Origin of the sequence: Exiguobacterium sp. ERU653, from assembly GCF_018617775.1 — a bacterium.
GTDB classification, from domain to species: Bacteria; Bacillota; Bacilli; order Exiguobacteriales; family Exiguobacteriaceae; genus Exiguobacterium; species Exiguobacterium marinum.
In genome coordinates this window covers 914,293-935,884 of the sequence record NZ_JACSKV010000001.1, presented here as the reverse complement: position 1 = coordinate 935,884, position 21,592 = coordinate 914,293, and the positions used below count along the sequence as shown (strand labels likewise).

Sequence of the window (21,592 nt, the reverse complement as noted above, 5' to 3'; positions counted from 1 at the left end):
ACGTGGCGAACTGGATTTCAAGTCAACTGGCAAGACTCGATATTCCGACACCGTTCGAAGTAGGGAACGTGAACGTCTATATCGTCGAACATATGAACCGATTTTTCATGGTCGACTGTGGACCGGATACAGAAGAAGCATGGACCGCGTTGAATCTGCAACTTGAAGAGCTTGAACTCTCGTTGTCTGACATCGACTTTTTATTTTTGACACATCATCATGCCGATCATGCGGGGCAGGCTTGGCGTCTTCGTGACGCATCGATCCCGGTATACGGACACGAAAAGCTTGTTCGATACTTAGAACAAACTCCGAATTTTTTGAAACGCGGCAACCATTTTTTACATGAATTGGCCGTCTCGTTCGGGGCACCGGCTCCACTTGTAGAAAAGTTACCGGATTACCGTGAAGCGCTTCGTTGGATCGGACCGACGACCGTCACGACGACTTTCAATGACGGTCAGGATATCACACCAGACGGAGCGTGGCAGACGATTCATTTGCCGGGTCATGCGAGTGATCAACTTGGATTGATCGGACCTGGGGGTGTCTTGATTGCGGGTGATCATTTGATTGACAAAGTTGAACCAAATCCTCTTATCGAGCAACCGTATGAAGATGAAGGTTTCGCCTCACCCGTCATTCTCTATATCGACTCGCTCAAAAAATTGCAGGGTGTCGATTTGAAACTTGTCGTCAGTGGACACGGTGAACCAATTCACCACCCGAACGATTTAATTGAGAGCCGGATTCGTCAACGGTATGAGCGTAGTGAGCAATTGCTCGTCGATTGGGAAGACGGACTTAGCGTGTTTGATTGGTCGATGAAGTTATATGGAAGAAAGATGCGACGAGGGATGCCGCTCGTCTTCAGTGAGGTGTTTGCGCGCCTCAGCTTACTCGAAGAGCGAGGCGACATCGAGAGACGCCGCGATGACAATAAATGGATTTACGTAAAGAAAGAAGCGATGTTATGAAACGGGTAGTCATTACAGGTGCGTCAAGTGGGCTCGGGGCCGCATTGGCGCATTCTTTTTATGAACAAGGAAATAAAATTTTATTGATTGGACGAAATGAAGAACGATTGAAGAAGATTGCGGAAACGTGCGGTGGCGACTGGATGTGCGCAGATGTTGCGAATTCAGATACCCTAGTCGAAAATGTGTTGAAGCAATTTGGGACGTTTGACATATGGATCAATAATGCGGGCATGGCCGAATTCGACTCGGTCACCGATCAATCGACTGATGTGATGGAAGAGACGATGCGGATAAATGCAGTCGCCCCGATGCTTTTATCGAGAGATTGTGCCCGCATCATGAAACAAGGAGATGTCATCGTCAATATATGTTCGCAAGCAGCTAAAGTACCGACACCGAAGTCTGCCGTCTATGCGGGGTCAAAGGCAGCGCTCTTACAGTTCTCGAATGCGCTTAGGCTAGAGTTGAAACCGCGTGGAATCCACGTCATGACCGTCAATCCGGGACCGATTGCTACACCATTCTTCGATCGGGCCGACAAGAGTGGTACATATGCCGAAAGTGTTCAGGGAATCATGCTCAATCCGAAACGATTAGCCGACGCGATTGTCAAAGGGAGTTTTACGCGCAAACGCGAAATCAATGCCCCATGGTGGATGAATATCGGGGCGAATGTGTATGCAATCTGCCCAAATATGTTCGAAATGCTCGCGAAACGGGGATTTGAGAAAAAGTAAAAAGGGGGAGAACGATGAAGGCAATCAAATTATTTATAACGACAGCTTTACTGATCTTTGTTGCAGCATGTGGTAACGAACAGGCGGTTGAGTTCTCGGATTCATTCGATGCTGCGACTGAGTCGGCAAAAGGATCGACCGTCAACCTATATATGTGGGGTGGAGACGAGGGGATCAATAGCTATATTGATGACTATGTGGCACCACGACTCGAAGAATCGTACGAGGTTGAGTTGAACCGGGTCGCGATGGATGCGGCCGAATTCGTGCGCCAGCTGTCACTCGATCAAAAAGCGGATCGAGAGGTCGGGACGATTGATGTCGTTTGGATCAACGGTGACAATTTCCGAAATGCAAAAGAAGCTGAATTACTCCGTGATGGATTGATGGAACGTATCCCGAACGCCAAGTTGTTGAATGAGACGGCTCAACAATCAGATGCCGGCACCCCTACGGATGATATGGAACTCGCTTGGGGAAATGTTCAATTCATCTTGCATTACGACGCAGCGAAAGTTGACAATCCTCCACAATCGTTTGAGGAATTACGTCGCTGGACCGAAGACAATCCGGGTCGTTTCACGTATCCTGAAGTCACTGATTTCACCGGTAATGCATTTATTCGTCATCTTTTATTTGAACGCTACGGTGCTGAATTAGAAGAGAATGCGACCATTGAGGAGTCGTTCTGGGATGACTTGAAAGCGTGGTACCCGAATTTATGGAAAGAAGGACGGACATATCCAAAAACGCTTGAGCAGCTCGATCAGCTCTACGCTTCGGGGGATGTGTGGATGACGATGGGATTTAATGAACGCCGAGCCGAAGCAGAAGTGGCAAATGGCATCTTCCCAAAAGAGACACGTGCCCTCGTCCTCGATCACTCGATCGCGTCGACACACTTCTTAGCGATACCGTTCAATGCGCCGAATCCGGACGGAGCGCTCGTCCTCATCGAAGAACTGCTATCACCGGAAGCCCAACTCGTGAAACAAGGGCCTGACTATTGGGGAGACGGGACATCGCTTGACTTGACCAAACTGGATGAAGCGGACCAACAAGCATTCGAAGCACTTGGAGATGGCAAGACGTATCCGGACACAGAGCAGTTACAGGAACGTTCCATTCCAGACTATGGACCGGACGTGATTGATGCCGTACGTGAGGAATGGTCACGTGTTGCGAAGTAGTGTCGCATTGACGATTGTCCTATCACTTTTATCACTCGTATCCATCGTCTTTTTGGGAATGGAAGCGGTTGGTACAGATTGGGCATCGCTTCTGACGGATGAGACGTGGCGGGACAGTCTGTTCATGACGCTATACGTCGTCAGTGTATCGACCATCCTGTCGCTCATCATCGGGACATGGCTTGCGAGGACCGCCGTTCAACAGAAGTGGCGCATCACGTCGTCGGTCATCCGAATCCCGATGTTCGTCCCTCATATTGCCGCTGCTTATTTGATCTTATTATTTTTCAGTGGACCGTTCGGCAGTGGCTGGATCGAGGCGAATGAAAGAGACTATGTGACGGTCATCCTGACATACATATGGAAGGAGACCCCGTTTGTCTTTTTGATGATGCTCGGTACGTATGAACAATTGAATCGGGGATATTTAGAGACGGCGAAGACGCTCCAACTCTCCCCAGTCGAACAATTCAAGCATGCAGAATTTCCATTTTTGATTAAACCACTGCTTGATGCGACTTGGATTATGATTGCGTTCGTTTCGTTCGCGTATGAAGTACCTGCATTACTTGGAGTGACCTATCCAAAACTACTTGGAGTACTCGCATATGAACGGCTGTCGACAGGCCTCTATTTGGAAGCGAGTGAGCCGTATGCTGTGGCGCTTGTCTGGACATGGGTTGTCGGATGTGGTGTGTGTATTTCATATTGGCTGACCTCTTCCATTCGTCGTCGAATTGAACGCGGGGTGAAACGATGATTCGTCAGCTTATCATCATCTGTTTCATCTTGATTCCGTTCATCACCCTATTCCAAGCGGTACCGACAGCTGAAATCGGGAACGATATGACGATGCTAAATACGATCGGGTTGACGGTCATCTTATCCGCGGTCAACGTGTGGTTATCAATGGCATTCGCCTGGTGGCTTCTTTGGACAGAATCGAGATGGCGTCACGTTCTAGAGTGGCTCGTTTTTTTACCACTGTTCATCCCAATGCTCGCGATGCTGTTCGGTCTTTACTTGATCTTGGCGGAAGCGGGTTTGATTGGGACGTATATCGGTGTCGTGATTGCCTTACTTATCGTGACATTGCCGTATTCAATCCGTCTCGCTTATAACGGGATGGCGGTCATCGGTCGTCCACTCTTAGAACAGGCACGGCTTTTGACGGTAAAGCGTCGTCTCGTTTATGTACTATTTCCGCTTTTCTCACAAACGATGCGAACCATCGTATTATTTACGACGGTCATTCTGCTCAGTCAATTCGCGTTAGTCCAATTGATTGGTGCAGGATTGATTCCGACGGTAACGACTGAACTGTATCAATCTTATGCGGGGAATAACCGAAACCTCGCGCTCTCGAACACTTGGATGCTCATCATTATCCCTGTTCTCCTCTATTTCCTGCTCTCAGGATTGAGTCAGTGGACGGTGCGCTTCCTGAAAGGACGTCTTCAATGAGTTTGAAAGTACAAGCATTACGTAAACGGTATGGAACGAGACAAGTGTTAGATGGTATTGATTTTGAAGTCATTCCACATGACATCCACGCCATCGTTGGAGTCAGCGGCTCTGGGAAGTCAACCATTCTACGAATCATTGCAGGACTTGATACGAGTGATGAAGGAGAAGTGTTCTGGAATCACCGTTCTTTGTTAAAGGTTCCTGCACACAAGCGGCGTGTGACGATGTTGTCCCAGTCCGCTTTATTGTTTCCGCATTTGACAGTGGGTGAGAATGTCACACTCGCGACCCGTTCGCGTTCCCGGGAACAGGCAGAGAGGTGGTTGAACGTTGTCCGTCTCGGTGACCGTTACGATGCGGAAGTTCACGAATTATCAGGTGGTGAGCAACAACGCGTCAGTCTCGCACGTGCGCTGGCTGCTGAGCCGGAAGTCCTTTTATTGGACGAACCGTTCACGAACCTCGATCCAAACCTGAAGTTCGACCTGCAACGGTTCATTCGTGATTTGGTCAAGGAGCTCGACCTCACGGCGGTTTTGGTCACACATGACCGTGAAGAGGCGATGCTGATGGCTGACCGAGTGACACTACTTGAGTCAGGTAAAGTGACATCAACAGGGACGGCGAAAGAGTTGTATGAAAGCGCACCAGGGTTTGGTGACTTTCTCATGATTGATGGGGAATTGCGGCCACTGTCCGACGTCATGGTGTCGGAAGCGGTCGGTGAGCCCGTACGATTGATGAAAAAAATCTATCGGTTCGGTCAAAGTTTTGGTGAATATCATTTCGAGGATGGACGTTCGGTCATGTTACCGACGCACGAATCATTCCAAGTCGGGACGATGTACCGAATTAAACGAAAGGAGGGATAACATGCTCGATACTTATGGAAGTCGATACGTCAAACCGGTCATTGAACGAGGAGCAGACCGATTGCTCAAGTGGAATTTCACACCGAACGAGGTAACAATTCTAGGGGGAATTATTGGGATTTCAACAGGCATCTTTATTTACAACGATATGCACTGGACAGCCGTGATTCTACTGTGGATTTCCGGACTATTTGACGTCTTAGATGGAACGATGGCTAGAAAGTCGAAAACGAGTGGGTTTGGGACAGTGCTTGATCTTGTGCTCGATCGATTCGTCGAGTTGTCTGTAGTGATTGCGCTTGCACTTCGATATCCGGAATATATGCCGATCTTTCTCATTCTGATCGCTTCTTTTGTGATCGCAATGACGCTATTCCTCGCAGTAGGAGCGAGTAGTTCGAGGCGGTCGGAAAAGACGTTTTATTACCAACCTGGAATCATTGAACGGACGGAATGTTTCATCCTATTTACCTTGATGATTCTCTTCCCGAACTGGGTCGGTGGGATTGCCCTCATTTTTCTCCTACTCGAAGTGATGACGATTACACAACGATTCATTGAGGCGCGGAGGATTTTGCGATGAAACCGACATTGGTATTGGCCGGGCTCGGTCATGGTCAGCTTGAAATTCTCGATCGGATTGAGGAGATTCGTGAACATTATGAAGTTCTCTTTATTGGAAAATGTCAAACGGTGTACACAGGAGCGTTTCCGCAAGTGATCGCCGGACTCATGAATTCCGCAACGGTCCGACTGCCTCAACTTGAACCGGCCGCAGAACGGATTCTCGCGATCGATCCTCATTTACAGACCGTTCAAACAGAAAAGGGGCCGTTTCATTACGACCGACTTGTGCTGGCAACTGGTGCAGTGAGCCGAGGAATCGGGACCCCGCTTAAACCGATGTCACAAGCTTTACTTGACCGCATCGATTCGAGTTCACAAGTAACCATCGTCGGCGGTGGAAAAGCGGGCGTTGAATTGGCATTTACGTGCGTCCGGACGAAAAAAGTCACGCTGTATGCGAAGCGAGTCTTACCCGACGTGTCGACCCGCCGACAGAAACAGATGGAACGCTTATTGGTAAGGTCTGGAGTAGTGGTCATAAAACAAAGGAAAAACGATGAGTCCTCTGAAGGACTTGTGCTTGATGCAACAGGGGTCGTTCCAGTGAACTGGTGGTCTGAATCGGGCCTCGCAAAACAGGATCAATTTATTGAGACAGACGCGTATTTGCGTCATCATCAGTTCTCAACGATTTATGTGACGGGAGACATGTCCTCCACTTTAAACGGTGGGGTCGATGCTGTCCGATCTGGTCGATACGTTGCGGAACGATTGCTCGGTGAAACGACGCGACCGTTTCGGAAACGTCAATCGATGAACATTTTATTGACGACAACGGGACACGCACTGTTGACGTTCGGACGTTTCAGTTGGCATGGACGACTTCCATATTATTTGAAGCGATTCATCGACTCGCGGTATGTACGTCATTACAATTGAAAAACTCCTGCAGCCGAATGGTCTGCAGGAATCAGTTCATGCTTGAATCGTATCGAGGAATGAACGGATTTGCATCTCCGTCTTGGCGTTTGCCGAGTGGAGGTGTTCTTGTTTTGCCCCGTCTTTATAGTAGAGAAGTGAAGGGATGCCGCGAACTTCTTGTGCATCAGATAAATCTGGGAGTTCGTCGCGGTCGACGACATGCCAGTTGAACTGTGGATAGTCTTTGACGAGCTCGTCGACATACATGTCCAGACGTTTGCAGTCCGGGCACCATGATGTGGTGAAGACCACCATTCCATGATCTTTTGTAGCTTCGTCAAATTGTTGTGATGAATGAATCGGTTGCATAGACAACTCTCCTTTCTTCTATCTATTTTGTCGGGTTTTAAACAAGTCGTCAACAGATTGGCATTCTCGAATCCGTGAGAGAATGTGATACACTTATAAAAATAGTATGATAAGGAAAAGGTGATGGATATGGCGTTACGTCACGCATTGCTCGGGTTATTGACCCATCAGCCTGCGACCGGGTATGCCCTGAACGCGACGTTCAAGGCGCAGATGATTCATTTTTGGAACGCACATCATACACAGATTTATCGGGAACTGTTGAAGATGGAAGACGACGCGCTCGTCTCGGCGGAGCACATTTCACAGCAAGAGTTACCGGATAAAAAAATATACTCCATCACGGATCAAGGACGAGAAGAGTTGATCAATTGGCTGCGTCAACCGACGTCTTTCCAGCCGAAAATGAAGGATGAGAATTTGTTACGAGTCAGTTTGCTTCAATTGTTGCCAGTCGAGGAAGCGGTCCGGTATATCGAAGAAACGAAAGCTCATCACGAACAAGTCGCGCAACAGATCCGGATGTTTCAGGAGGAACATCAATCAGACGAAGATACGCTCGGCTACTTATTGACGAGTGAATATGCCATTCGAATGATGGAAAACTATGCCGGATGGGCAGACTGGGCAATCGAACAGATAAAAGCACGCAGTGAAAAACACGTGACCTGAATGAATCAGGTCACGTGTTTTGTATAAGGATGAATCGGTAAACGGGCGAGTAATCGGCCAAGTACGTCCTCATCAATTTCAGTCTCGAATGCACGGATCGTCTGTTGCAACTGTTCGACTGAAGATGCGCCAGGTAAGACGACGTCGCAAAACCGCTTTGCGGCTCCGAGTGCATATGCCTGAATCGGTTTAGGCATCATGGCAAGCTCGCTTGCAAGGTCCTCTTTTCGCCATGCCTCGAAACCTTTGTCACCAAGGCGTGCCTCCCATTCATCTGTCAAAAGTCCTTTGGCGAGCACGCCACGACCGACAATCGATATGGAGTAGTCAAGCGTTTCCGGACGCCGATCGAGAAGCGAGTATGGGGTCATGAGCATATCTAGAGCATTTGACTCGACCCATCGTTTGATGACGTTCGGCCGAATCGAGGAGAGGCCGATTTGGCGGATCACACCGTCTCGCTTTTGTTTTTGTGCCCATTCAATCGTGGCGTCGAGGTCATCCTCGAGCGTACCACCGTGAATATAGTACAAATCGAGATAATCTGTACGCAATCGCTCAAGCGACCCGTGGAGTGCTACGTCTAAGTAGGATGGATTTGGATTCCAGCGCATCCCCTCCTCAGTCAGCTCATTCCCCCCTTTACTCGTCAAAAAGAGGTGCTTTCGTTCGTGACCTAACGTTTCGCCAATAACGCGTTCGACATCTTGTCGTGCATAGACATCTGCTGTGTCGATATGGCGAATCCCTGATTGAATGGCCGTCTCGAGGATTCGCTTCGCCTCGTTCTCACCATGTTTTAAAATCGTCATCGTCCCGAGCCCGAGTTCGCTCATCTAGATTCCTCCTTGTTCGAAATGTAGGTTTGACTCATAATCAGAGTATATCGAAAAGTGAGGAGTAATCATATGGAAGAAACAACGATTGAGCGGGAAGTCATCTATCAAGGCAAAATCTTCGACGTAGAAAAACATGTCGTCTCCCTTCCGAATGGAAACACATCTGTGCGAGAACTCGTCTATCATAACGGGGCGGTCGCCGTCCTCGTCGTCGATGAATCAGAAAAAATCGTCATGGTGGAACAATATCGAAAGGCGTTCGAATCGATGTCACTCGAAATTCCTGCCGGTAAATTGGAAAAAGGAGAGGAACCTCTAGCGAGTGCCAAGCGAGAATTAGAAGAAGAGACGGGTTATACCGCCGAGTCGCTTGAAAAAATCTTTTCGTTCTACGGGGCACCGGGATTTTGTAGTGAACGAGTTGACGTGTTTGTCGCAAAAGGACTATCTGCGGGTGAGATGAACTTGGACGAAGATGAATTTTTAAATGTGAAACGATACACCTTTGACGAAGCTGTCGATTTGCTTGACCGAGGCATCATTACCGACGCGAAGACAATCATGGCGATTCAATGGTGGCAATTGTCCAGATTGAAATAATTCTAATCTGTAATTTTATATGGTAAACTTACATAGTAATGATTTTAAATTGAAAATTGCCTAAAACTTCGGTATGCTTTGAGTAGTGAACTATGTAAAGAGGGGGCGCCTTATGGAAACGCGAATTGAACGAATTAAACAGCAATTGAGCGCCAAAGGATATAAACTGACACCACAGCGTGAATCGACGGTACGCATCTTACTCGAGAATGAGAGCGACCATTTGAGTGCGGAGAACGTGTTCATGCTCGTCAAGAGCATCGCGCCAGAGATCGGACTTGCTACTGTGTATCGGACACTTGAGTTGTTAACTGAGCTTGGTGTCGTCGATAAAGTCAACTTCGGTGACGGGGTCGCGCGTTTTGACCTGAGACCGGAAGGGGCGAACCATTCGCACCATCATCTCGTCTGTGTCGAATGCGGCTCGGTTGAAGAAATCATGGAAGACTTGCTTGTCGACGTTGAGAAGAAAGTCGAGAGCAAATATGAATTTTTGATTAAAGACCATCGCTTGACGTTTCATGGCATTTGTAAAGTATGCCAAGCAAAAGGCGTCACGCTTGAAGGTCATAAAGCAGTCATCAACGGTTAACCTTACATGCAAACCATCCTTGAATGAGGATGGTTTTTTATTGTCATCATAAGAAAAAATAGTCACTGTTATTTTGTCACAAAAAAGTGATAAAAAAATGAGGTCAGACATCTTCACAACGGTTTACATAAGTGATATGCTGTAAGCGTATTCAGGTGAAACGAGGAAGGAGGAGGGTATGATGCGTTCGCATATCGAGTCATTTCTTCAATATATGACTGTTGAAAAGCGGATGTCCGCAAACACGAGACAGGCGTATGCGAGCGATTTAACGCAATACGCATCGACTTTGACCCAACTCGGGGTGGAAGATTGGAATGAAGTGACGCGTTCGCATATCGTCAAACATATCGAAGAATTGTCTCAAGCCGGACGTGCTTCCTCGTCTTTGAGACGGGCTGTCAGTTCAATCCGCATGTTCCATCATCATTTAAAGATGACCGGGATCACGACGACCGATCCGTCCCTCTATCTAGAGACGCCAAAAGCAGAGAAACAACTTCCGGATACTTGGTCACAAGCGGAAGTCGAACGTCTATTGGATAGTGTCCCGACATCCGACCCGCTCTCGTTACGAGACCGGGCGATGCTTGAACTCTTGTATGGGACCGGGATGCGGGTCAGTGAACTTTTAGGTCTTGATTTGGATGATTTACAGTTCGAATTGGGGTATCTACAATGTGAAGGGAAAGGCGAGCGCGCACGAATCATTCCGGTTTCTTCGGTCGCCCAAGGGTTTGTCGAGCGCTATATTCAACAAGCTCGTAACGGACTCGGCGGCAGAGAGACAGAGGCGCTCTTTTTAAATGGCAGAGGAGGCCGGCTCAGTCGTCAAGGATTTTGGAAGATAATCAAACGACGTGCCAAACTTGCTGGAATTGACAAAGAGATCACACCTCATGTACTCCGTCATTCCTTTGCGACACACTTGCTCGAGAATGGAGCGGACTTACGTGCCATTCAACAGATGCTCGGTCATGCGGACCTGGCGACGACACAAGTGTATACACACGTCAACAAGTCGCGCTTGCATGATGTGTATCGCAAGCATCACCCTCGTGCCTAGACATCGAAAAGGAGGAATTTTTTGTGAAGAAGTTTAAACGTATTTTCTTAGTAGTCATGGACTCGGTCGGCATCGGTGAAGCACCGGATGCTGAACAGTTCGGTGACAAAGGAGCCGACACGCTCGGACATATTGCACGTGAGCATAACGGATTGAATATGCCGAATATGGGTAAACTCGGACTCTCAAACATCAAACCGATTCAAGGGATCGATGTATCTGATGCACCAAGTGCATATGGTCGTATGGAAGAAATTTCAGCTGGTAAAGATACGATGACGGGTCACTGGGAGATCATGGGCCTTCATATCGAGACACCGTTCCGTGTCTTTGAAAAGTTCCCGGACGATTTGATTCATCGCCTAGAAGAGTTCAGTGGCCGTAAAGTAATCGGGAATAAACCGGCATCAGGTACAGAGATTCTTGACGAGCTCGGTGAAGAGCACGTCAATACGGGAGCTCTGATCGTTTATACATCTGCAGACTCGGTCCTTCAAATCGCTGCACATGAAGACATCGTGCCAATTGATGAGTTGTATCGAATCTGTGAATACGCGCGTGAAATCACGCGTGAAGACCCGTACATGCTCGGCCGCATCATCGCCCGTCCGTTCATCGGGACGCCTGGAGCGTGGGTCCGTACGGCAAATCGTCATGACTATGCACTCAAACCTTTCGGGAAGACGGTCATGAACACACTTGAAGAGGATGGTAAAGACGTCATCGCCCTCGGGAAGATCAGTGACATTTATGATGGGGAAGGCGTAACGAAGGCCATTCGTACGAAATCGAACATGGACGGAATGGACAAATTGGTCGATTCGCTCGAAGAAGACTTCGAAGGACTTTGCTTCTTGAACTTGGTCGACTTTGACGCCTTGTTCGGTCATCGTCGTGACCCAGAAGGCTATGCGGTCGCACTTGAAGAATATGATGCTCGACTTCCTGAAGTGATGGAGCGTCTTCGGGAAGATGACTTACTCATCATCACAGCGGACCACGGGAATGACCCGGTTCATGCTGGGACAGACCACACGCGTGAATACGTGCCGCTCATCGTTCACCATAACGGGGCGAAATCAGCGGACTTAGGCATTCGTGGTACGTTCGCAGACATCGGCGCGACCGTTGCTGAAAACTTTGACGTCGCGGCACCATCAAACGGAAAGAGTTTCTTAAACGAAATTTGAGGAGGCAATATTCATGGTAAATTGGAATGAAACAAAAGCGTATTTGCAAGAGCGTATGGGCGATACACCAGAAATCGGACTCATTCTCGGGTCGGGGCTTGGAGTCCTCGCGGACGAAATCGAGAACCCGGTCGCAATTCCATATGAGGAAATCCCGCACTTCCCAGTATCGACTGTCGAAGGACATGCAGGACAACTCGTGTTCGGAGAGCTTGAAGGAAAGCGCGTCGTCGCGATGCAAGGACGATTCCACTTCTATGAAGGATACTCGATGGAACAGGTGACGTTCCCGGTCCGTGTCCTCAAATTGATCGGAGTCGAAACACTCATCGTCACGAACGCAGCAGGTGCATGTAACGAAACGTTCAACCCAGGAGACTTGATGATTATCACAGATCACATCAACTTCTTTGGGACTAGCCCGCTCATCGGGAAGAACGCGAGCGAATTCGGGACACGCTTCCCGGATATGTCAGAAGCGTATGATAAGGAACTTGTGAAATTGACGGAACGCGTGGCATCAGACCTTGGGCTCTCTGTACAAAAAGGTGTTTACTTCGGTAATACGGGTCCAACATACGAAACGCCAGCGGAAGTCAAAATGGCACGTCATCTCGGTGGAGACGTCGTCGGAATGTCGACGGTCCCGGAAGTGATCGTCGCGCGTCACTCGGATATGCGTGTCCTCGGGATTTCATGTGTTTCGAACATGGCTGCGGGAATTTTAGATCAACCACTCAATCATGAAGAAGTCATCGAGACAACAGAACGTGTTCGTCAAGACTTCCTGTCACTCGTTCGTGGCACGATTAAAAACATGTAAGTAACTTTATTTTAGGAGGACGACAGTTATGCGTATGGTCGATTTGATTTTGAAAAAACGTAACGGTGGAGAATTAAACGAAGAGGAGATTCGCTTTGTGGTCGAAGGATTCACGAACGAGTCGATTCCTGACTATCAAATGTCTGCATTGTCAATGGCCATCTACTTCAATGGGATGACTGAAAATGAGACGGCAGCTTTGACGATGGAAATGGTCAAGTCAGGGGACACGATTGACCTTTCGAATATCGAAGGGAAGAAAGTCGACAAACACTCAACAGGCGGAGTCGGGGATAAAATCAGCTTGATTGTGGCACCACTCGTCGCATCAATCGGTATCCCGGTCGCGAAGATGAGCGGTCGTGGACTCGGCCACACTGGCGGAACGATTGATAAGCTCGAATCATTCCCGGGGTTTGACGTTGAATTGACAGAAAAACAATTCACGAAACAAGTGAACGATATCAAGATGTCAATCATCGGTCAGACTGGAAACTTGACGCCAGCGGACAAGCGTCTCTATGCGCTTCGTGATGTAACGGCTACAGTCGAGTCGATTCCACTCATTGCAAGCTCAATTATGTCGAAGAAAATCGCAGCGGGTGCAGACAGTATCGTCCTTGATGTCAAGACAGGTTCTGGTGCATTCATGAAGTCGTTTGATGATGCGAAAGCACTCGCAGAAGAGATGGTCGCGATTGGGAAGAACGTAGGCCGTAAGACGGTCGCTGTCATCACGGATATGGACCAACCACTCGGGTTTGAAATCGGCAATGCGAACGAAGTGAAAGAAGCGATTGAAGTTCTGTCTGGTAAAGAAGTTGAAGACTTGAAAACAATCGCTCTCACAATCGCAGGACATATGGCAGTACTGGGTGATTTCTATCCAACTTTTGAAGAAGCGTATGCGGACCTCGAGAAACGGATTGCGGACGGTCATGCCCTCGAGGTGTTCCGCAAATTTATCGAAGCCCAAGGTGGAGACGCGTCACTCGTCGATGACGTGACCAAATTGCCACAAGCTTCGTACGAGGCGACATTCGTTGCGAAAGAGGCTGGATACGTCGAGTCGATCATCGCAGACGAAGTGGGTGTCGCGGCGATGCTCCTCGGTGCAGGACGCGCGACGAAAGAAGATAAAATCGACTTTGCGGCAGGCATCACGCTTGAGAAGAAAGTCGGTGACCGTGTCGAGGCGGGAGACGTAATTGCAGTACTTCGCTCGAACATCGAAGACATGTCTTCAGCTGTCGAACGTTTAGACCATGCGTATACGATTGGTGCGACGAAACCAGAAGCCCGTCCACTCGTTCACGCTGTCATCCAATAAGACAGAACGTCTGTTTCCACAAAAAAAGTGGAGACAGACGTGTTTTTTTGATAAGATGGGTAATGTGAATGAAGAACAGCAGGATACATATACGAAAAAGGGGTTGCTTGACACATGAAAAAAGGCTCAATGAAACTTGAAAATGGCGAAATGATTGAATTTGATTTATTCCACAATGAAGCACCGATCACGGTTGAAAACTTCGAAAAACTTGCGAACAGCGGCTTTTATAACGGATTGACGTTCCACCGTGTCATCCCTGGGTTCGTCAGCCAAGGCGGTTGCCCACAAGGGACAGGAATGGGCGGCGCTGGCTACACGATTCCATGCGAGACATCGACATCGTTCCCTCACAAACACGAAGCAGGGTCACTGTCGATGGCACACGCAGGACGTGACACAGGATCTTCACAATTCTTCATCGTCCATGAGCCACAGCCACACTTGGATGGGGTTCACACCGTATTCGGTAAAGTGACATCTGGACTTGAGCACGCAGTCAAGCTTCGTCAAGGAACGAAGATGGCTGAAGTGAAAGTTTGGGACGAGAATTGATTTTTGCCTGAAGGTTATGGCACAATGAACCATGTCTCTCACGTGTTCACGTCGTGAAACTTGAATGACTAAAGGTGGTGAACCCAGCGATGCTGGTAAAATATAAACGTTCTCATGAAAAGACGGCGATGGGTCTACTCGCATTCTCATGTAGTGACAAATCTCCGCTCAGCTTGCTTGAACTCGTCCGATTGTACGACGAGGAGGAGTCGAAGTTCCTCTACTTGTGGAAAGTCGGTGAAGACTTCGTTGGCATCATTGGTATGGAGCAAAAAGGCACGACGATGGTCATCGACCATATCGCCTTGTCGCCATCATTCCGTGGCGAGAAACGTTCTTACGAGCTTCTAGACGAGGTAAGAAACGTCCTTCCACTTGATTTGACGTTAACCGGTACAGGCAAGACGGGCGATTTATTGGACAAATGGAATCAATTGGTCGTCTGATGACAAAAAGCCCCCGCAATCACATCCGTGACTGCGGGGGTTTTACACGTCGTTATAAGTTAATCGAAGCAATCTGGAGAGCTGGTTGATTGAGTTCGAGCTTTTGAAAAAACACAACGTATGATTTGTCAAAGGCTCAGGATCATCCTCTCGCGCGTTGCCGTTCTAAAAGCGCTAACTCCCGTTCCGTGATGACGTCACTGCGGTCACGATGAAGATGCTTGTGCACGAGCTCCTCGAACGACAGCTCCGTTGTCGGGAACGACGGTTTCAGTGATTCGACCGTCTTACGAACTTCTTGTTGCAAGGGAAGTGTCGTTATTAACGGCCATTCATCAAGCTGTGAGATAAATGCTTCGACATCTAGACCGAGCTCATTCAAATAGGGAGAAGCGACGTCCACTTTTTGACGTAAGAGACGCAAGCTCTTTTTCGCACCGATGAGATTATCGCGCCGAAGATGATAGTGAATGACGGCGTATTGAATGAGTGCCGCATAGCCGTGATGTTGTCGTCCACCTTCCTGCCATGCCTCTTCTAATACCTCATGACATTCGAAATAATCGGCATGACATTCAAAAAGCAACGTATAATGAATAAAAGGGGTCATGAATCAATTTTCTCCTTTCGTGTCCACGGTGTTATAAAACATGTTATACTAAAGCGCAAAAATGTAAAATGGCAGGTGTCTCTATGGAAGCCTATAACGTTAAAATTGATACGTTCGAAGGTCCACTCGACCTGTTGCTCCATTTGATCGGAAAAATGGAGATTGATATCGTCGACATTTCCGTGGCAGAAGTCACTGACCAGTATGTCGGCTATATTCGCACGATGCAAAAATTTGAACTCGACGTGGCCAGTGAATACTTGGTCATGGCGGCAACGTTGCTCCAATTGAAGAGTAAGCAGTTGCTACCGCCCGTTCCGGTCGAGGATGACGAGGATGTTCCAGATTTCAGTGATGAACCGACGCGTGAAGGACTCATTCGTCAATTGATCGAATACAAAGCTTATAAAGAAGCAGTCGTTTTTATGCGCGAACAAGAAGAAAACCGTCTTGAACTGTATACGCGACCAGGTGAAGATTTGACGACGTACATGTCAGACGAGGTGTCGAAGTATGACGGCCCCCTCAACTTTTCGGATCTTCTCCACGCCTATTCAAAGATGATTGAACGTAAACGTTGGAAAGAGCGACGCAAAAAGACGATCAAACGTGAAGAGCGAACTCTTGAAGAACAGATGATACGACTTCATGACCACGTGTCCTCGACGCGACAAACATCGTTTTTCGCCTTCTTTGTAGAACGACCGAACATCTCGGATCTCGTGGTGACGTTTATGGCGCTCCTTGAGTTGATTAAGCTCAGGGTCGTCGAGACGAAACAACTCGACCAAGACATTCAAATTTCGTTCATCGAATCATCAAAGAAAGGGGATGAAGCGGTTGTTGTCTTATGAAACGATTATCGAAGGATTGCTATTCGTCGTCGGTGATGAGGGAATGGAAGTGCGTGCTCTCGCCGAGACACTCGATATCTCAGAAGCCGCGGCACGCGAACAGCTCAGTAAGCTAGAGATCTCATTCAACAAATCGAATCGACCGTTTCAACTAATGGAGTCGGCAGGAGTCTACAAGCTCGTGACCATTCCTGACGTTGCTCCCTACATTCAAAAGTATGTCGGGACGATGGCTGAGCAGGCGCTCTCGCGTGCGGCGATGGAGACTTTGGTCATCATCGCTTACAAACAGCCGGTCACACGGGCAGATATCGAAGAAATTCGTGGTGTCAAAGTGGAGCGTGTCATTCATACGCTACTGTCGAAAGGGTTAATTGAATCGGCAGGACGTGCAAAAACGATCGGCCGTGCCAAGTTATATCGCACGACTGAGCACTTCCTCGATCACTTCGGATTTAATTCACTCGAGGAATTACCACCATTAACATTTGAAGATGAACTGACGGACGAAGGAGATTTGTTCTTCGGTCAGGAATCATCGAAGCAAGAAGAGAGATTGGAGAAGGATTAATGATATGGAACGTTTACAAAAAGTAATCGCACAAGCGGGGATCGCCTCACGCCGGAAAGCAGAAGAAATGATTTTAGATGGTCGCGTCCGCGTCAATGGGAAAGTTGTCCGGGAACTCGGGACAAAAGTTGGGCCGAAAACGGAGATTGAGGTCGATGGTGTCAAAATCGAACAAGAAGAACATGTCTATTACTTACTATACAAACCGAGCGGCTATGTATCGACGGTAGAAGATGACAAAGGGCGCAAAGTCATCACAGACCTCGTACCACCAGGGGCACGTGTTTTCCCTGTCGGACGTCTTGACTACAATACGACAGGTCTCATCATCTTGACGAACGATGGAGAGTTCTCAAACATGATGACGCACCCGAAATATAAAATCCAAAAGCGCTATGTGGCGAAAGTGAAGAATGTCCCGTCATACTTGGCCATTAAACAACTTGAGTCAGGCGTGGAGCTCGATGATGGCTTTAAGACAGGAAGCGCGAAAGTGAAGATGAAGTCTGTGGACCACAAGAAGAACACGGCGATTCTTGAAATCGTCATCTCAGAAGGGCATAATCGTCAAATTCGTCGCATGGTCGAGGCAGTCGGTTCCGAGGTCATTAAACTCAAACGTGAACAGTTCGGTTTCTTGACACTGGACGGTCTCAACACAGGTGACTGGCGTGAGCTCTCACACAAAGAAATCAGTAAGCTTCGTGAACTCGCGAACCCGACTGTTCCGCCGAATCCACGAGGCAAAAAGAAGAAAAAATAACAATAAAAAATCGTCCTGAAATGGGATGATTTTTTTGATTGTGTAAATTGTGTGACAAAAAAATGAAAAAAGTCTGTTAATGTGCGTTTTTAATGTTTTTTCAGTACAATAGCAACTGAAGGATGGTGTGAAAACGATGACAAAAGATCAAAACAAAGACGACCGGATGGAACAAGCGGTCGCAAAAAAGAAAAAGAGGTCATTTTGGCGATTAATGATCATGACGGTCGTTCTCTTTGCGGGAGCCATTACCGTCATGCAACTGTTCGACCAGGCCGGTAACGACGGACGCATCGAGGCGGGAGACGAGGCACCGAACTTCAAACTCGTCACACTCGACGGCTCGACCCTTTACGAACGAAATAACTACGAAGGAAAGGGTATGTTGTTGAATTTCTGGGGCACATTCTGTGAACCATGCAAGAAAGAGATGCCTGTCGTTCAAGAGAATTATGCGACACTTCAGGATATGGGCGTCGATTTTTGGGCTGTGAACGTGGGCGAAACGCCACTTCGCGTCGACAACTTCATCAACGACCTCGGTGTAGGTCTCGATTATCCGATTTTGATGGATACGAAGAGTGAAGTCGAGGGAGCCTATGGCATTTATAATTTACCCGTCACATTCGTCATCGATGGTGAAGGGATTGTAATTGAAAAGTATGAAGGTGAACTCTCGAAAGAAAAATTGATGGAGCTAGCCGAGAAGTCATTGTAAGCGAACGGGGGACGCACTGATGCTAGATATGAAATATGAAGGCGCCGATTTACGATCGAAACGTCGTCCGAAATCGATCATTGACCGCGTGTGGAATTTTTTTGCATCGGTCAAAGTGGGGTTGTGGTTGATTGGTTTGATTATTGTCGGTTCGGCAATCGGAACAATCTTTCCTCAAGAAATGTATATTCCGCAACAGTTACCTGCTGAACAATACTATGCGCAGGAATACGGGACACCGGGATCCATTTATCATGCGCTCGGATTCCATAATTTATATACGTCATGGTGGTATATCAGCTTAATCGTCATGCTGACACTCTCGCTCATCGTTGTGTCGATTGACCGTGGTATCCCACTTTATAAGGCGCTCAAGAAACAACCGGTCAGACGGACAGAACGCTTCATGAAAGGTCAACGTCTCTTCGGTCAAGGTAAAGGGACAGAAGCTCAAATTGACGAAGTCACAACTTTACTCAAAAAGAAACGATATACCGTCAAACGTGACGGCGATGCCCTGTTAGCGGAGAAACACCGCTTCGGTCGTTGGGGTCCGTATGTCAACCACGTCGGACTTGTCATCTTCTTCCTCGGGGCGATGCTCCGAGTATTCCCTGCTTTTCATACAGACACACTCGAGTGGGTGCGTGAAGGAGATACGGTCTCACTAGAAGCGACTGATGGGGAGTATTATTTACGGAACGATCAGTTCATTCTTGAGATGTACGACCCGGAGAACAATGAGGAGGATGCGAAGTTCGCAGCCGCCATTGAAAAAGCGGGGGCCGTTCCGAAAAACTATGAGACAGAACTGACGTTATTCAAAAAAACGGGAACGAACGAGGACGGATCGCCGCAACTAGAACAAGTCGATGTCGGTTCGACGAAAGTCAACCACCCGTTTAAATTTGATCAATTTGAAGTGTATCAGGAACAATATTCGAGCCGTCCGGAATTCTTATCGATGTCGTTCATGTTGGCAGATAAAGAAACCGGCGACGAATATGGTCCGTTCAAAGTCGATTTGGAGAATCCAGAGAAATCCTATGAGGTTGATGGGGTCACTGTCACCTTGAAAGATTTGTATCCGGACTTTGAAGTGAAAGATGGGCAACCGAACACGAAATCACCTCGTGCTCTGAACCCTGCCTTCTTCTTCAATATCGAATCACCTGAAGGAGAGACGGAATCAAACTTGGTCGGTATTCGTCTCAACGTCGCCGATGAAGAGAACCGTTATGATGTCCAGTTTGCAGGTACAGAAATGGCGAGCACGAGCGGACTCCGTGTGAAGAGTGATTCCACGTATCCAATCTTAATTGTCGGTGCCACCATCTTCATGATTGGGATTGTGATGGGCATGTACTGGCCGCATCGACGCGTATGGGTTCGCCGTCACGAAGACAGCGTGCTCGTTGCAGGCTTTACGAACAAAAACCCGTCTTCGCTCCGCCGGGAAGTTTCGCCGTTATTAGAACAGACAGGCTTACCGATGTGGGAGGACCAGGCGAGATTCACATCGGAATCGGAGAATGAGTCAACAGATGAAAGAGGGGAATCTTGATGGAATGGATTGAATGGAGCAGCCGGATGCTGTTTATCGCGTTCTTCCTTTATGCAATCTCAACGGTGCTCTTTACGATCGCCGTGAGTGGAATGCGTAAAGATCGGAACGTCAACCGAGTCGCCTATGGGAAATATGCATTCAGTTTGGCGGTGATCGGCTTTGTTGCTCAATTGACGTATTTCTTTATGCGTTGGGCAGGTGTCGGTTATGCGCCTGTATCAAACCTGTATGAATATACGACATTCTTTGGAATGATGATGGTGCTAGGGTTTCTTGTCGTATACGGTATTTATAGAAATGATGTACTTGGATTGTTCGCGATGCCGGTGGCGTTACTCGTCATCGCCTTCGCCTCGATGTTCTCGAGCGAGGTCGCACCGCTAATCCCTGCACTCAACAGTGTTTGGCTGAAAATCCACGTTACGACGGCCGCACTCGGTCAAGGCATTTTGGCGATCAGCTTTGCATCGGGTCTTATTTTCTTGTTAAATGAGACGTCGATGAAAGAACAGTCAAAATCGCGGACGTGGCTTGAAGTGACAATGTTCGTCCTCATGTGTACGCTTGGCTTCATCATCGTATCGATGCTCTTTAAGGGAATTGGTGCCGGTGGGGTCGTCGAATTTACGAATGACCGTGGTCAAGTAGAAACGTATGAATATTTCATGCCAATCTTGTTCGCCCCAGAAGGAGCACAACTGTTGTCTGGCGCAAGCGGATTGTCGCTTGAACTTCCAAACTGGATCAACACACTCAAGTTGAACACACTTCTTTGGTCGGTCATCGGCGGTGTCGTGATTTATGCGTTGCTTCGCTTCGTCATTTTGCGGAAACGTGTCGCAGAAGCGCTTCAACCGCTTGCGAAAAAAGTCGACCTCGACCTTGCTGATGAAATCAGTTATCGCTCGGTTGCGATTGGATTACCTGTCTTCATTCTCGGCGGCCTCATCTTCGCGATGATTTGGGCACAGATCGCCTGGAACCGTTTTTGGGGCTGGGACCCTAAAGAAGTGTGGGCCCTCATTACGATGCTCATTTATATATATTACTTGCATATGCGTATTCAGCGCGGCTGGACAGGAACGAAAGCAGCATGGTTATGTGTCGGTGGATTTGCCATCATCATGTTCAACCTCGTCTTCGTCAACTTGGTCATTGCGGGCCTACATTCGTATGCTTGACTTAAAAGAAGTCACGATTGTGACTTCTTTTTCATTTGGTCCATCAAATCATCGTTGTGAAGCGAAATAATAGAGTGGTATAGTTATGGCAGAGAGTAGAATGTTCACAAAT

26 protein-coding genes are annotated in these 21,592 nt (G+C 48.0%); 23 read left to right on the top strand and 3 right to left on the bottom strand.

Annotated features, from left to right (window positions below; translation table 11 throughout):
* The first annotated feature begins 2 nt into the window (after positions 1 to 2).
* The 8 genes from KNO95_RS04835 to KNO95_RS04800 are packed head-to-tail and all read left to right on the top strand — an operon-like array spanning position 3 to position 6,752.
* Positions 3 to 977 carry an MBL fold metallo-hydrolase gene (locus KNO95_RS04835; RefSeq protein WP_214878406.1) on the top strand — a complete coding sequence of 325 codons (975 nt, stop codon included), beginning with the start codon at positions 3 to 5 and terminating at the stop codon, positions 975 to 977.
* Entirely contained in the window at positions 974 to 1,717 is a 744-nt protein-coding gene (locus KNO95_RS04830) for an SDR family NAD(P)-dependent oxidoreductase (RefSeq protein ID WP_026825798.1), read from the top strand. The genes KNO95_RS04835 and KNO95_RS04830 overlap by 4 nt, the downstream gene beginning before the upstream one ends.
* A gap of 14 nt (positions 1,718 to 1,731) precedes the next feature.
* Positions 1,732 to 2,907, top strand: a complete 1,176-nt coding sequence (locus KNO95_RS04825; protein WP_214878404.1) for an ABC transporter substrate-binding protein — start codon at positions 1,732 to 1,734, stop codon at positions 2,905 to 2,907.
* Positions 2,894 to 3,667 carry an ABC transporter permease gene (locus KNO95_RS04820; RefSeq protein WP_214701903.1) on the top strand — a complete coding sequence of 258 codons (774 nt, stop codon included), beginning with the start codon at positions 2,894 to 2,896 and terminating at the stop codon, positions 3,665 to 3,667. Before KNO95_RS04825 ends, KNO95_RS04820 begins: the two co-directional genes overlap by 14 nt.
* Positions 3,664 to 4,371 (top strand): ABC transporter permease subunit, encoded by a 708-nt coding sequence (locus tag KNO95_RS04815; RefSeq protein ID WP_026825801.1) that lies wholly within the window; start codon positions 3,664 to 3,666, stop codon positions 4,369 to 4,371. Before KNO95_RS04820 ends, KNO95_RS04815 begins: the two co-directional genes overlap by 4 nt.
* Positions 4,368 to 5,246, top strand: coding sequence for an ABC transporter ATP-binding protein (locus KNO95_RS04810; protein WP_214701905.1), 879 nt, complete (start codon positions 4,368 to 4,370; stop codon positions 5,244 to 5,246). Before KNO95_RS04815 ends, KNO95_RS04810 begins: the two co-directional genes overlap by 4 nt.
* 1 nt (position 5,247) lies before the next feature.
* Positions 5,248 to 5,829: a CDP-alcohol phosphatidyltransferase family protein gene (locus KNO95_RS04805; RefSeq protein WP_026825803.1), complete on the top strand. Its 582-nt coding sequence runs from the start codon at positions 5,248 to 5,250 to the stop codon at positions 5,827 to 5,829.
* Entirely contained in the window at positions 5,826 to 6,752 is a 927-nt protein-coding gene (locus KNO95_RS04800; RefSeq protein WP_214701907.1) for an NAD(P)/FAD-dependent oxidoreductase, read from the top strand. The genes KNO95_RS04805 and KNO95_RS04800 overlap by 4 nt, the downstream gene beginning before the upstream one ends.
* Positions 6,753 to 6,788: 36 nt before the next feature.
* On the opposite strand, the gene KNO95_RS04795 is transcribed toward KNO95_RS04800, so the two are convergent.
* On the bottom strand, positions 6,789 to 7,103 hold the full coding sequence (locus tag KNO95_RS04795) for a thioredoxin family protein (protein WP_026825806.1): 315 nt from the start codon (positions 7,101 to 7,103) through the stop codon (positions 6,789 to 6,791).
* 129 nt (positions 7,104 to 7,232) lie between these two features.
* Here KNO95_RS04795 and KNO95_RS04790 point away from each other — a divergent pair, with 129 nt between their 5' ends.
* The gene (locus KNO95_RS04790; RefSeq protein ID WP_026825807.1) at positions 7,233 to 7,775 is read left to right on the top strand and encodes a PadR family transcriptional regulator; all 543 of its coding nucleotides are present in this window, start codon (positions 7,233 to 7,235) and stop codon (positions 7,773 to 7,775) included.
* 5 nt (positions 7,776 to 7,780) lie between these two features.
* On the opposite strand, the gene KNO95_RS04785 is transcribed toward KNO95_RS04790, so the two are convergent.
* Positions 7,781 to 8,611 carry an aldo/keto reductase gene (locus tag KNO95_RS04785; RefSeq protein WP_214701909.1) on the bottom strand — a complete coding sequence of 277 codons (831 nt, stop codon included), beginning with the start codon at positions 8,609 to 8,611 and terminating at the stop codon, positions 7,781 to 7,783.
* A gap of 72 nt (positions 8,612 to 8,683) precedes the next feature.
* On the opposite strand from KNO95_RS04785, the gene KNO95_RS04780 reads away from it, so the two are divergent.
* The 8 genes from KNO95_RS04780 (at position 8,684) to KNO95_RS04745 (ending at position 15,216) form a co-directional block, all read left to right on the top strand.
* A complete protein-coding gene (locus tag KNO95_RS04780) occupies positions 8,684 to 9,214 on the top strand; it encodes an NUDIX hydrolase (protein ID WP_026825809.1) in 531 nt (176 codons plus the stop codon).
* Positions 9,215 to 9,326: 112 nt separating this feature from the next.
* Positions 9,327 to 9,806 carry a ferric iron uptake transcriptional regulator gene (fur, locus tag KNO95_RS04775; RefSeq protein ID WP_012726507.1) on the top strand — a complete coding sequence of 160 codons (480 nt, stop codon included), beginning with the start codon at positions 9,327 to 9,329 and terminating at the stop codon, positions 9,804 to 9,806.
* Positions 9,807 to 9,987: 181 nt separating this feature from the next.
* Positions 9,988 to 10,872 (top strand): site-specific tyrosine recombinase XerD, encoded by an 885-nt coding sequence (gene xerD, locus KNO95_RS04770; protein WP_026825810.1) that lies wholly within the window; start codon positions 9,988 to 9,990, stop codon positions 10,870 to 10,872.
* A gap of 23 nt (positions 10,873 to 10,895) precedes the next feature.
* Positions 10,896 to 12,062, top strand: a complete 1,167-nt coding sequence (gene deoB, locus KNO95_RS04765) for a phosphopentomutase (protein ID WP_026825811.1) — start codon at positions 10,896 to 10,898, stop codon at positions 12,060 to 12,062.
* A gap of 13 nt (positions 12,063 to 12,075) precedes the next feature.
* A complete protein-coding gene (locus KNO95_RS04760) occupies positions 12,076 to 12,885 on the top strand; it encodes a purine-nucleoside phosphorylase (protein ID WP_026825812.1) in 810 nt (269 codons plus the stop codon).
* 28 nt (positions 12,886 to 12,913) lie between these two features.
* A complete protein-coding gene (locus KNO95_RS04755; RefSeq protein WP_214698869.1) occupies positions 12,914 to 14,215 on the top strand; it encodes a pyrimidine-nucleoside phosphorylase in 1,302 nt (433 codons plus the stop codon).
* A gap of 114 nt (positions 14,216 to 14,329) precedes the next feature.
* Positions 14,330 to 14,770: a peptidylprolyl isomerase gene (locus KNO95_RS04750; RefSeq protein WP_026825814.1), complete on the top strand. Its 441-nt coding sequence runs from the start codon at positions 14,330 to 14,332 to the stop codon at positions 14,768 to 14,770.
* Between the two features lie 89 nt (positions 14,771 to 14,859).
* On the top strand, positions 14,860 to 15,216 hold the full coding sequence (locus KNO95_RS04745; protein ID WP_026825815.1) for a GCN5 family acetyltransferase: 357 nt from the start codon (positions 14,860 to 14,862) through the stop codon (positions 15,214 to 15,216).
* A gap of 142 nt (positions 15,217 to 15,358) precedes the next feature.
* On the opposite strand, the gene KNO95_RS04740 is transcribed toward KNO95_RS04745, so the two are convergent.
* Positions 15,359 to 15,826: a DUF309 domain-containing protein gene (locus KNO95_RS04740; protein ID WP_214701911.1), complete on the bottom strand. Its 468-nt coding sequence runs from the start codon at positions 15,824 to 15,826 to the stop codon at positions 15,359 to 15,361.
* A gap of 83 nt (positions 15,827 to 15,909) precedes the next feature.
* On the opposite strand from KNO95_RS04740, the gene KNO95_RS04735 reads away from it, so the two are divergent.
* The 6 genes from KNO95_RS04735 (at position 15,910) to ccsB (ending at position 21,480) form a co-directional block, all read left to right on the top strand.
* A complete protein-coding gene (locus tag KNO95_RS04735) occupies positions 15,910 to 16,680 on the top strand; it encodes a segregation and condensation protein A (protein ID WP_026825817.1) in 771 nt (256 codons plus the stop codon).
* Positions 16,658 to 17,251 (top strand): SMC-Scp complex subunit ScpB, encoded by a 594-nt coding sequence (gene scpB, locus KNO95_RS04730; protein ID WP_026825818.1) that lies wholly within the window; start codon positions 16,658 to 16,660, stop codon positions 17,249 to 17,251. Before KNO95_RS04735 ends, scpB begins: the two co-directional genes overlap by 23 nt.
* A 4-nt stretch (positions 17,252 to 17,255) precedes the next feature.
* Complete coding sequence (locus KNO95_RS04725; protein ID WP_034771018.1) at positions 17,256 to 18,014, top strand: pseudouridine synthase; 759 nt, start codon at positions 17,256 to 17,258, stop codon at positions 18,012 to 18,014.
* A gap of 136 nt (positions 18,015 to 18,150) precedes the next feature.
* Positions 18,151 to 18,732 carry a redoxin domain-containing protein gene (locus tag KNO95_RS04720; RefSeq protein ID WP_214701912.1) on the top strand — a complete coding sequence of 194 codons (582 nt, stop codon included), beginning with the start codon at positions 18,151 to 18,153 and terminating at the stop codon, positions 18,730 to 18,732.
* 19 nt (positions 18,733 to 18,751) lie between these two features.
* Positions 18,752 to 20,296 carry a cytochrome c biogenesis protein ResB gene (gene resB / locus KNO95_RS04715; RefSeq protein ID WP_214701913.1) on the top strand — a complete coding sequence of 515 codons (1,545 nt, stop codon included), beginning with the start codon at positions 18,752 to 18,754 and terminating at the stop codon, positions 20,294 to 20,296.
* The gene (gene ccsB / locus KNO95_RS04710) at positions 20,296 to 21,480 is read left to right on the top strand and encodes a c-type cytochrome biogenesis protein CcsB (RefSeq protein ID WP_026825820.1); all 1,185 of its coding nucleotides are present in this window, start codon (positions 20,296 to 20,298) and stop codon (positions 21,478 to 21,480) included. The genes resB and ccsB overlap by 1 nt, the downstream gene beginning before the upstream one ends.
* Positions 21,481 to 21,592: the final 112 nt, after the last annotated feature.

Bases quoted from the DNA above. Each gene is read 5' to 3' on its own strand.
- KNO95_RS04795 (WP_026825806.1), bottom strand. From the start codon at position 7,103: ATGCAACCGATTCATTCATCACAACAATTTGACGAAGCTACAAAAGAT.
- KNO95_RS04785 (WP_214701909.1), bottom strand. From the start codon at position 8,611: ATGAGCGAACTCGGGCTCGGGACGATGACGATTTTAAAACATGGTGAG.
- KNO95_RS04830 (WP_026825798.1), top strand. From the start codon at position 974: ATGAAACGGGTAGTCATTACAGGTGCGTCAAGTGGGCTCGGGGCCGCA.
- KNO95_RS04790 (WP_026825807.1), top strand. From the start codon at position 7,233: ATGGCGTTACGTCACGCATTGCTCGGGTTATTGACCCATCAGCCTGCG.
- KNO95_RS04825 (WP_214878404.1), top strand. From the start codon at position 1,732: ATGAAGGCAATCAAATTATTTATAACGACAGCTTTACTGATCTTTGTT.
- KNO95_RS04725 (WP_034771018.1), top strand. From the start codon at position 17,256: ATGGAACGTTTACAAAAAGTAATCGCACAAGCGGGGATCGCCTCACGC.
- KNO95_RS04780 (WP_026825809.1), top strand. From the start codon at position 8,684: ATGGAAGAAACAACGATTGAGCGGGAAGTCATCTATCAAGGCAAAATC.
- KNO95_RS04805 (WP_026825803.1), top strand. From the start codon at position 5,248: ATGCTCGATACTTATGGAAGTCGATACGTCAAACCGGTCATTGAACGA.
- resB (WP_214701913.1), top strand. From the start codon at position 18,752: ATGCTAGATATGAAATATGAAGGCGCCGATTTACGATCGAAACGTCGT.
- KNO95_RS04750 (WP_026825814.1), top strand. From the start codon at position 14,330: ATGAAAAAAGGCTCAATGAAACTTGAAAATGGCGAAATGATTGAATTT.
- KNO95_RS04755 (WP_214698869.1), top strand. From the start codon at position 12,914: ATGCGTATGGTCGATTTGATTTTGAAAAAACGTAACGGTGGAGAATTA.
- fur (WP_012726507.1), top strand. From the start codon at position 9,327: ATGGAAACGCGAATTGAACGAATTAAACAGCAATTGAGCGCCAAAGGA.
- KNO95_RS04800 (WP_214701907.1), top strand. From the start codon at position 5,826: ATGAAACCGACATTGGTATTGGCCGGGCTCGGTCATGGTCAGCTTGAA.
- KNO95_RS04735 (WP_026825817.1), top strand. From the start codon at position 15,910: ATGGAAGCCTATAACGTTAAAATTGATACGTTCGAAGGTCCACTCGAC.
- KNO95_RS04720 (WP_214701912.1), top strand. From the start codon at position 18,151: ATGACAAAAGATCAAAACAAAGACGACCGGATGGAACAAGCGGTCGCA.
- KNO95_RS04745 (WP_026825815.1), top strand. From the start codon at position 14,860: ATGCTGGTAAAATATAAACGTTCTCATGAAAAGACGGCGATGGGTCTA.
- KNO95_RS04810 (WP_214701905.1), top strand. From the start codon at position 4,368: ATGAGTTTGAAAGTACAAGCATTACGTAAACGGTATGGAACGAGACAA.
- KNO95_RS04760 (WP_026825812.1), top strand. From the start codon at position 12,076: ATGGTAAATTGGAATGAAACAAAAGCGTATTTGCAAGAGCGTATGGGC.
- KNO95_RS04815 (WP_026825801.1), top strand. From the start codon at position 3,664: ATGATTCGTCAGCTTATCATCATCTGTTTCATCTTGATTCCGTTCATC.
- KNO95_RS04740 (WP_214701911.1), bottom strand. From the start codon at position 15,826: ATGACCCCTTTTATTCATTATACGTTGCTTTTTGAATGTCATGCCGAT.
- ccsB (WP_026825820.1), top strand. From the start codon at position 20,296: ATGGAATGGATTGAATGGAGCAGCCGGATGCTGTTTATCGCGTTCTTC.
- xerD (WP_026825810.1), top strand. From the start codon at position 9,988: ATGCGTTCGCATATCGAGTCATTTCTTCAATATATGACTGTTGAAAAG.
- scpB (WP_026825818.1), top strand. From the start codon at position 16,658: ATGAAGCGGTTGTTGTCTTATGAAACGATTATCGAAGGATTGCTATTC.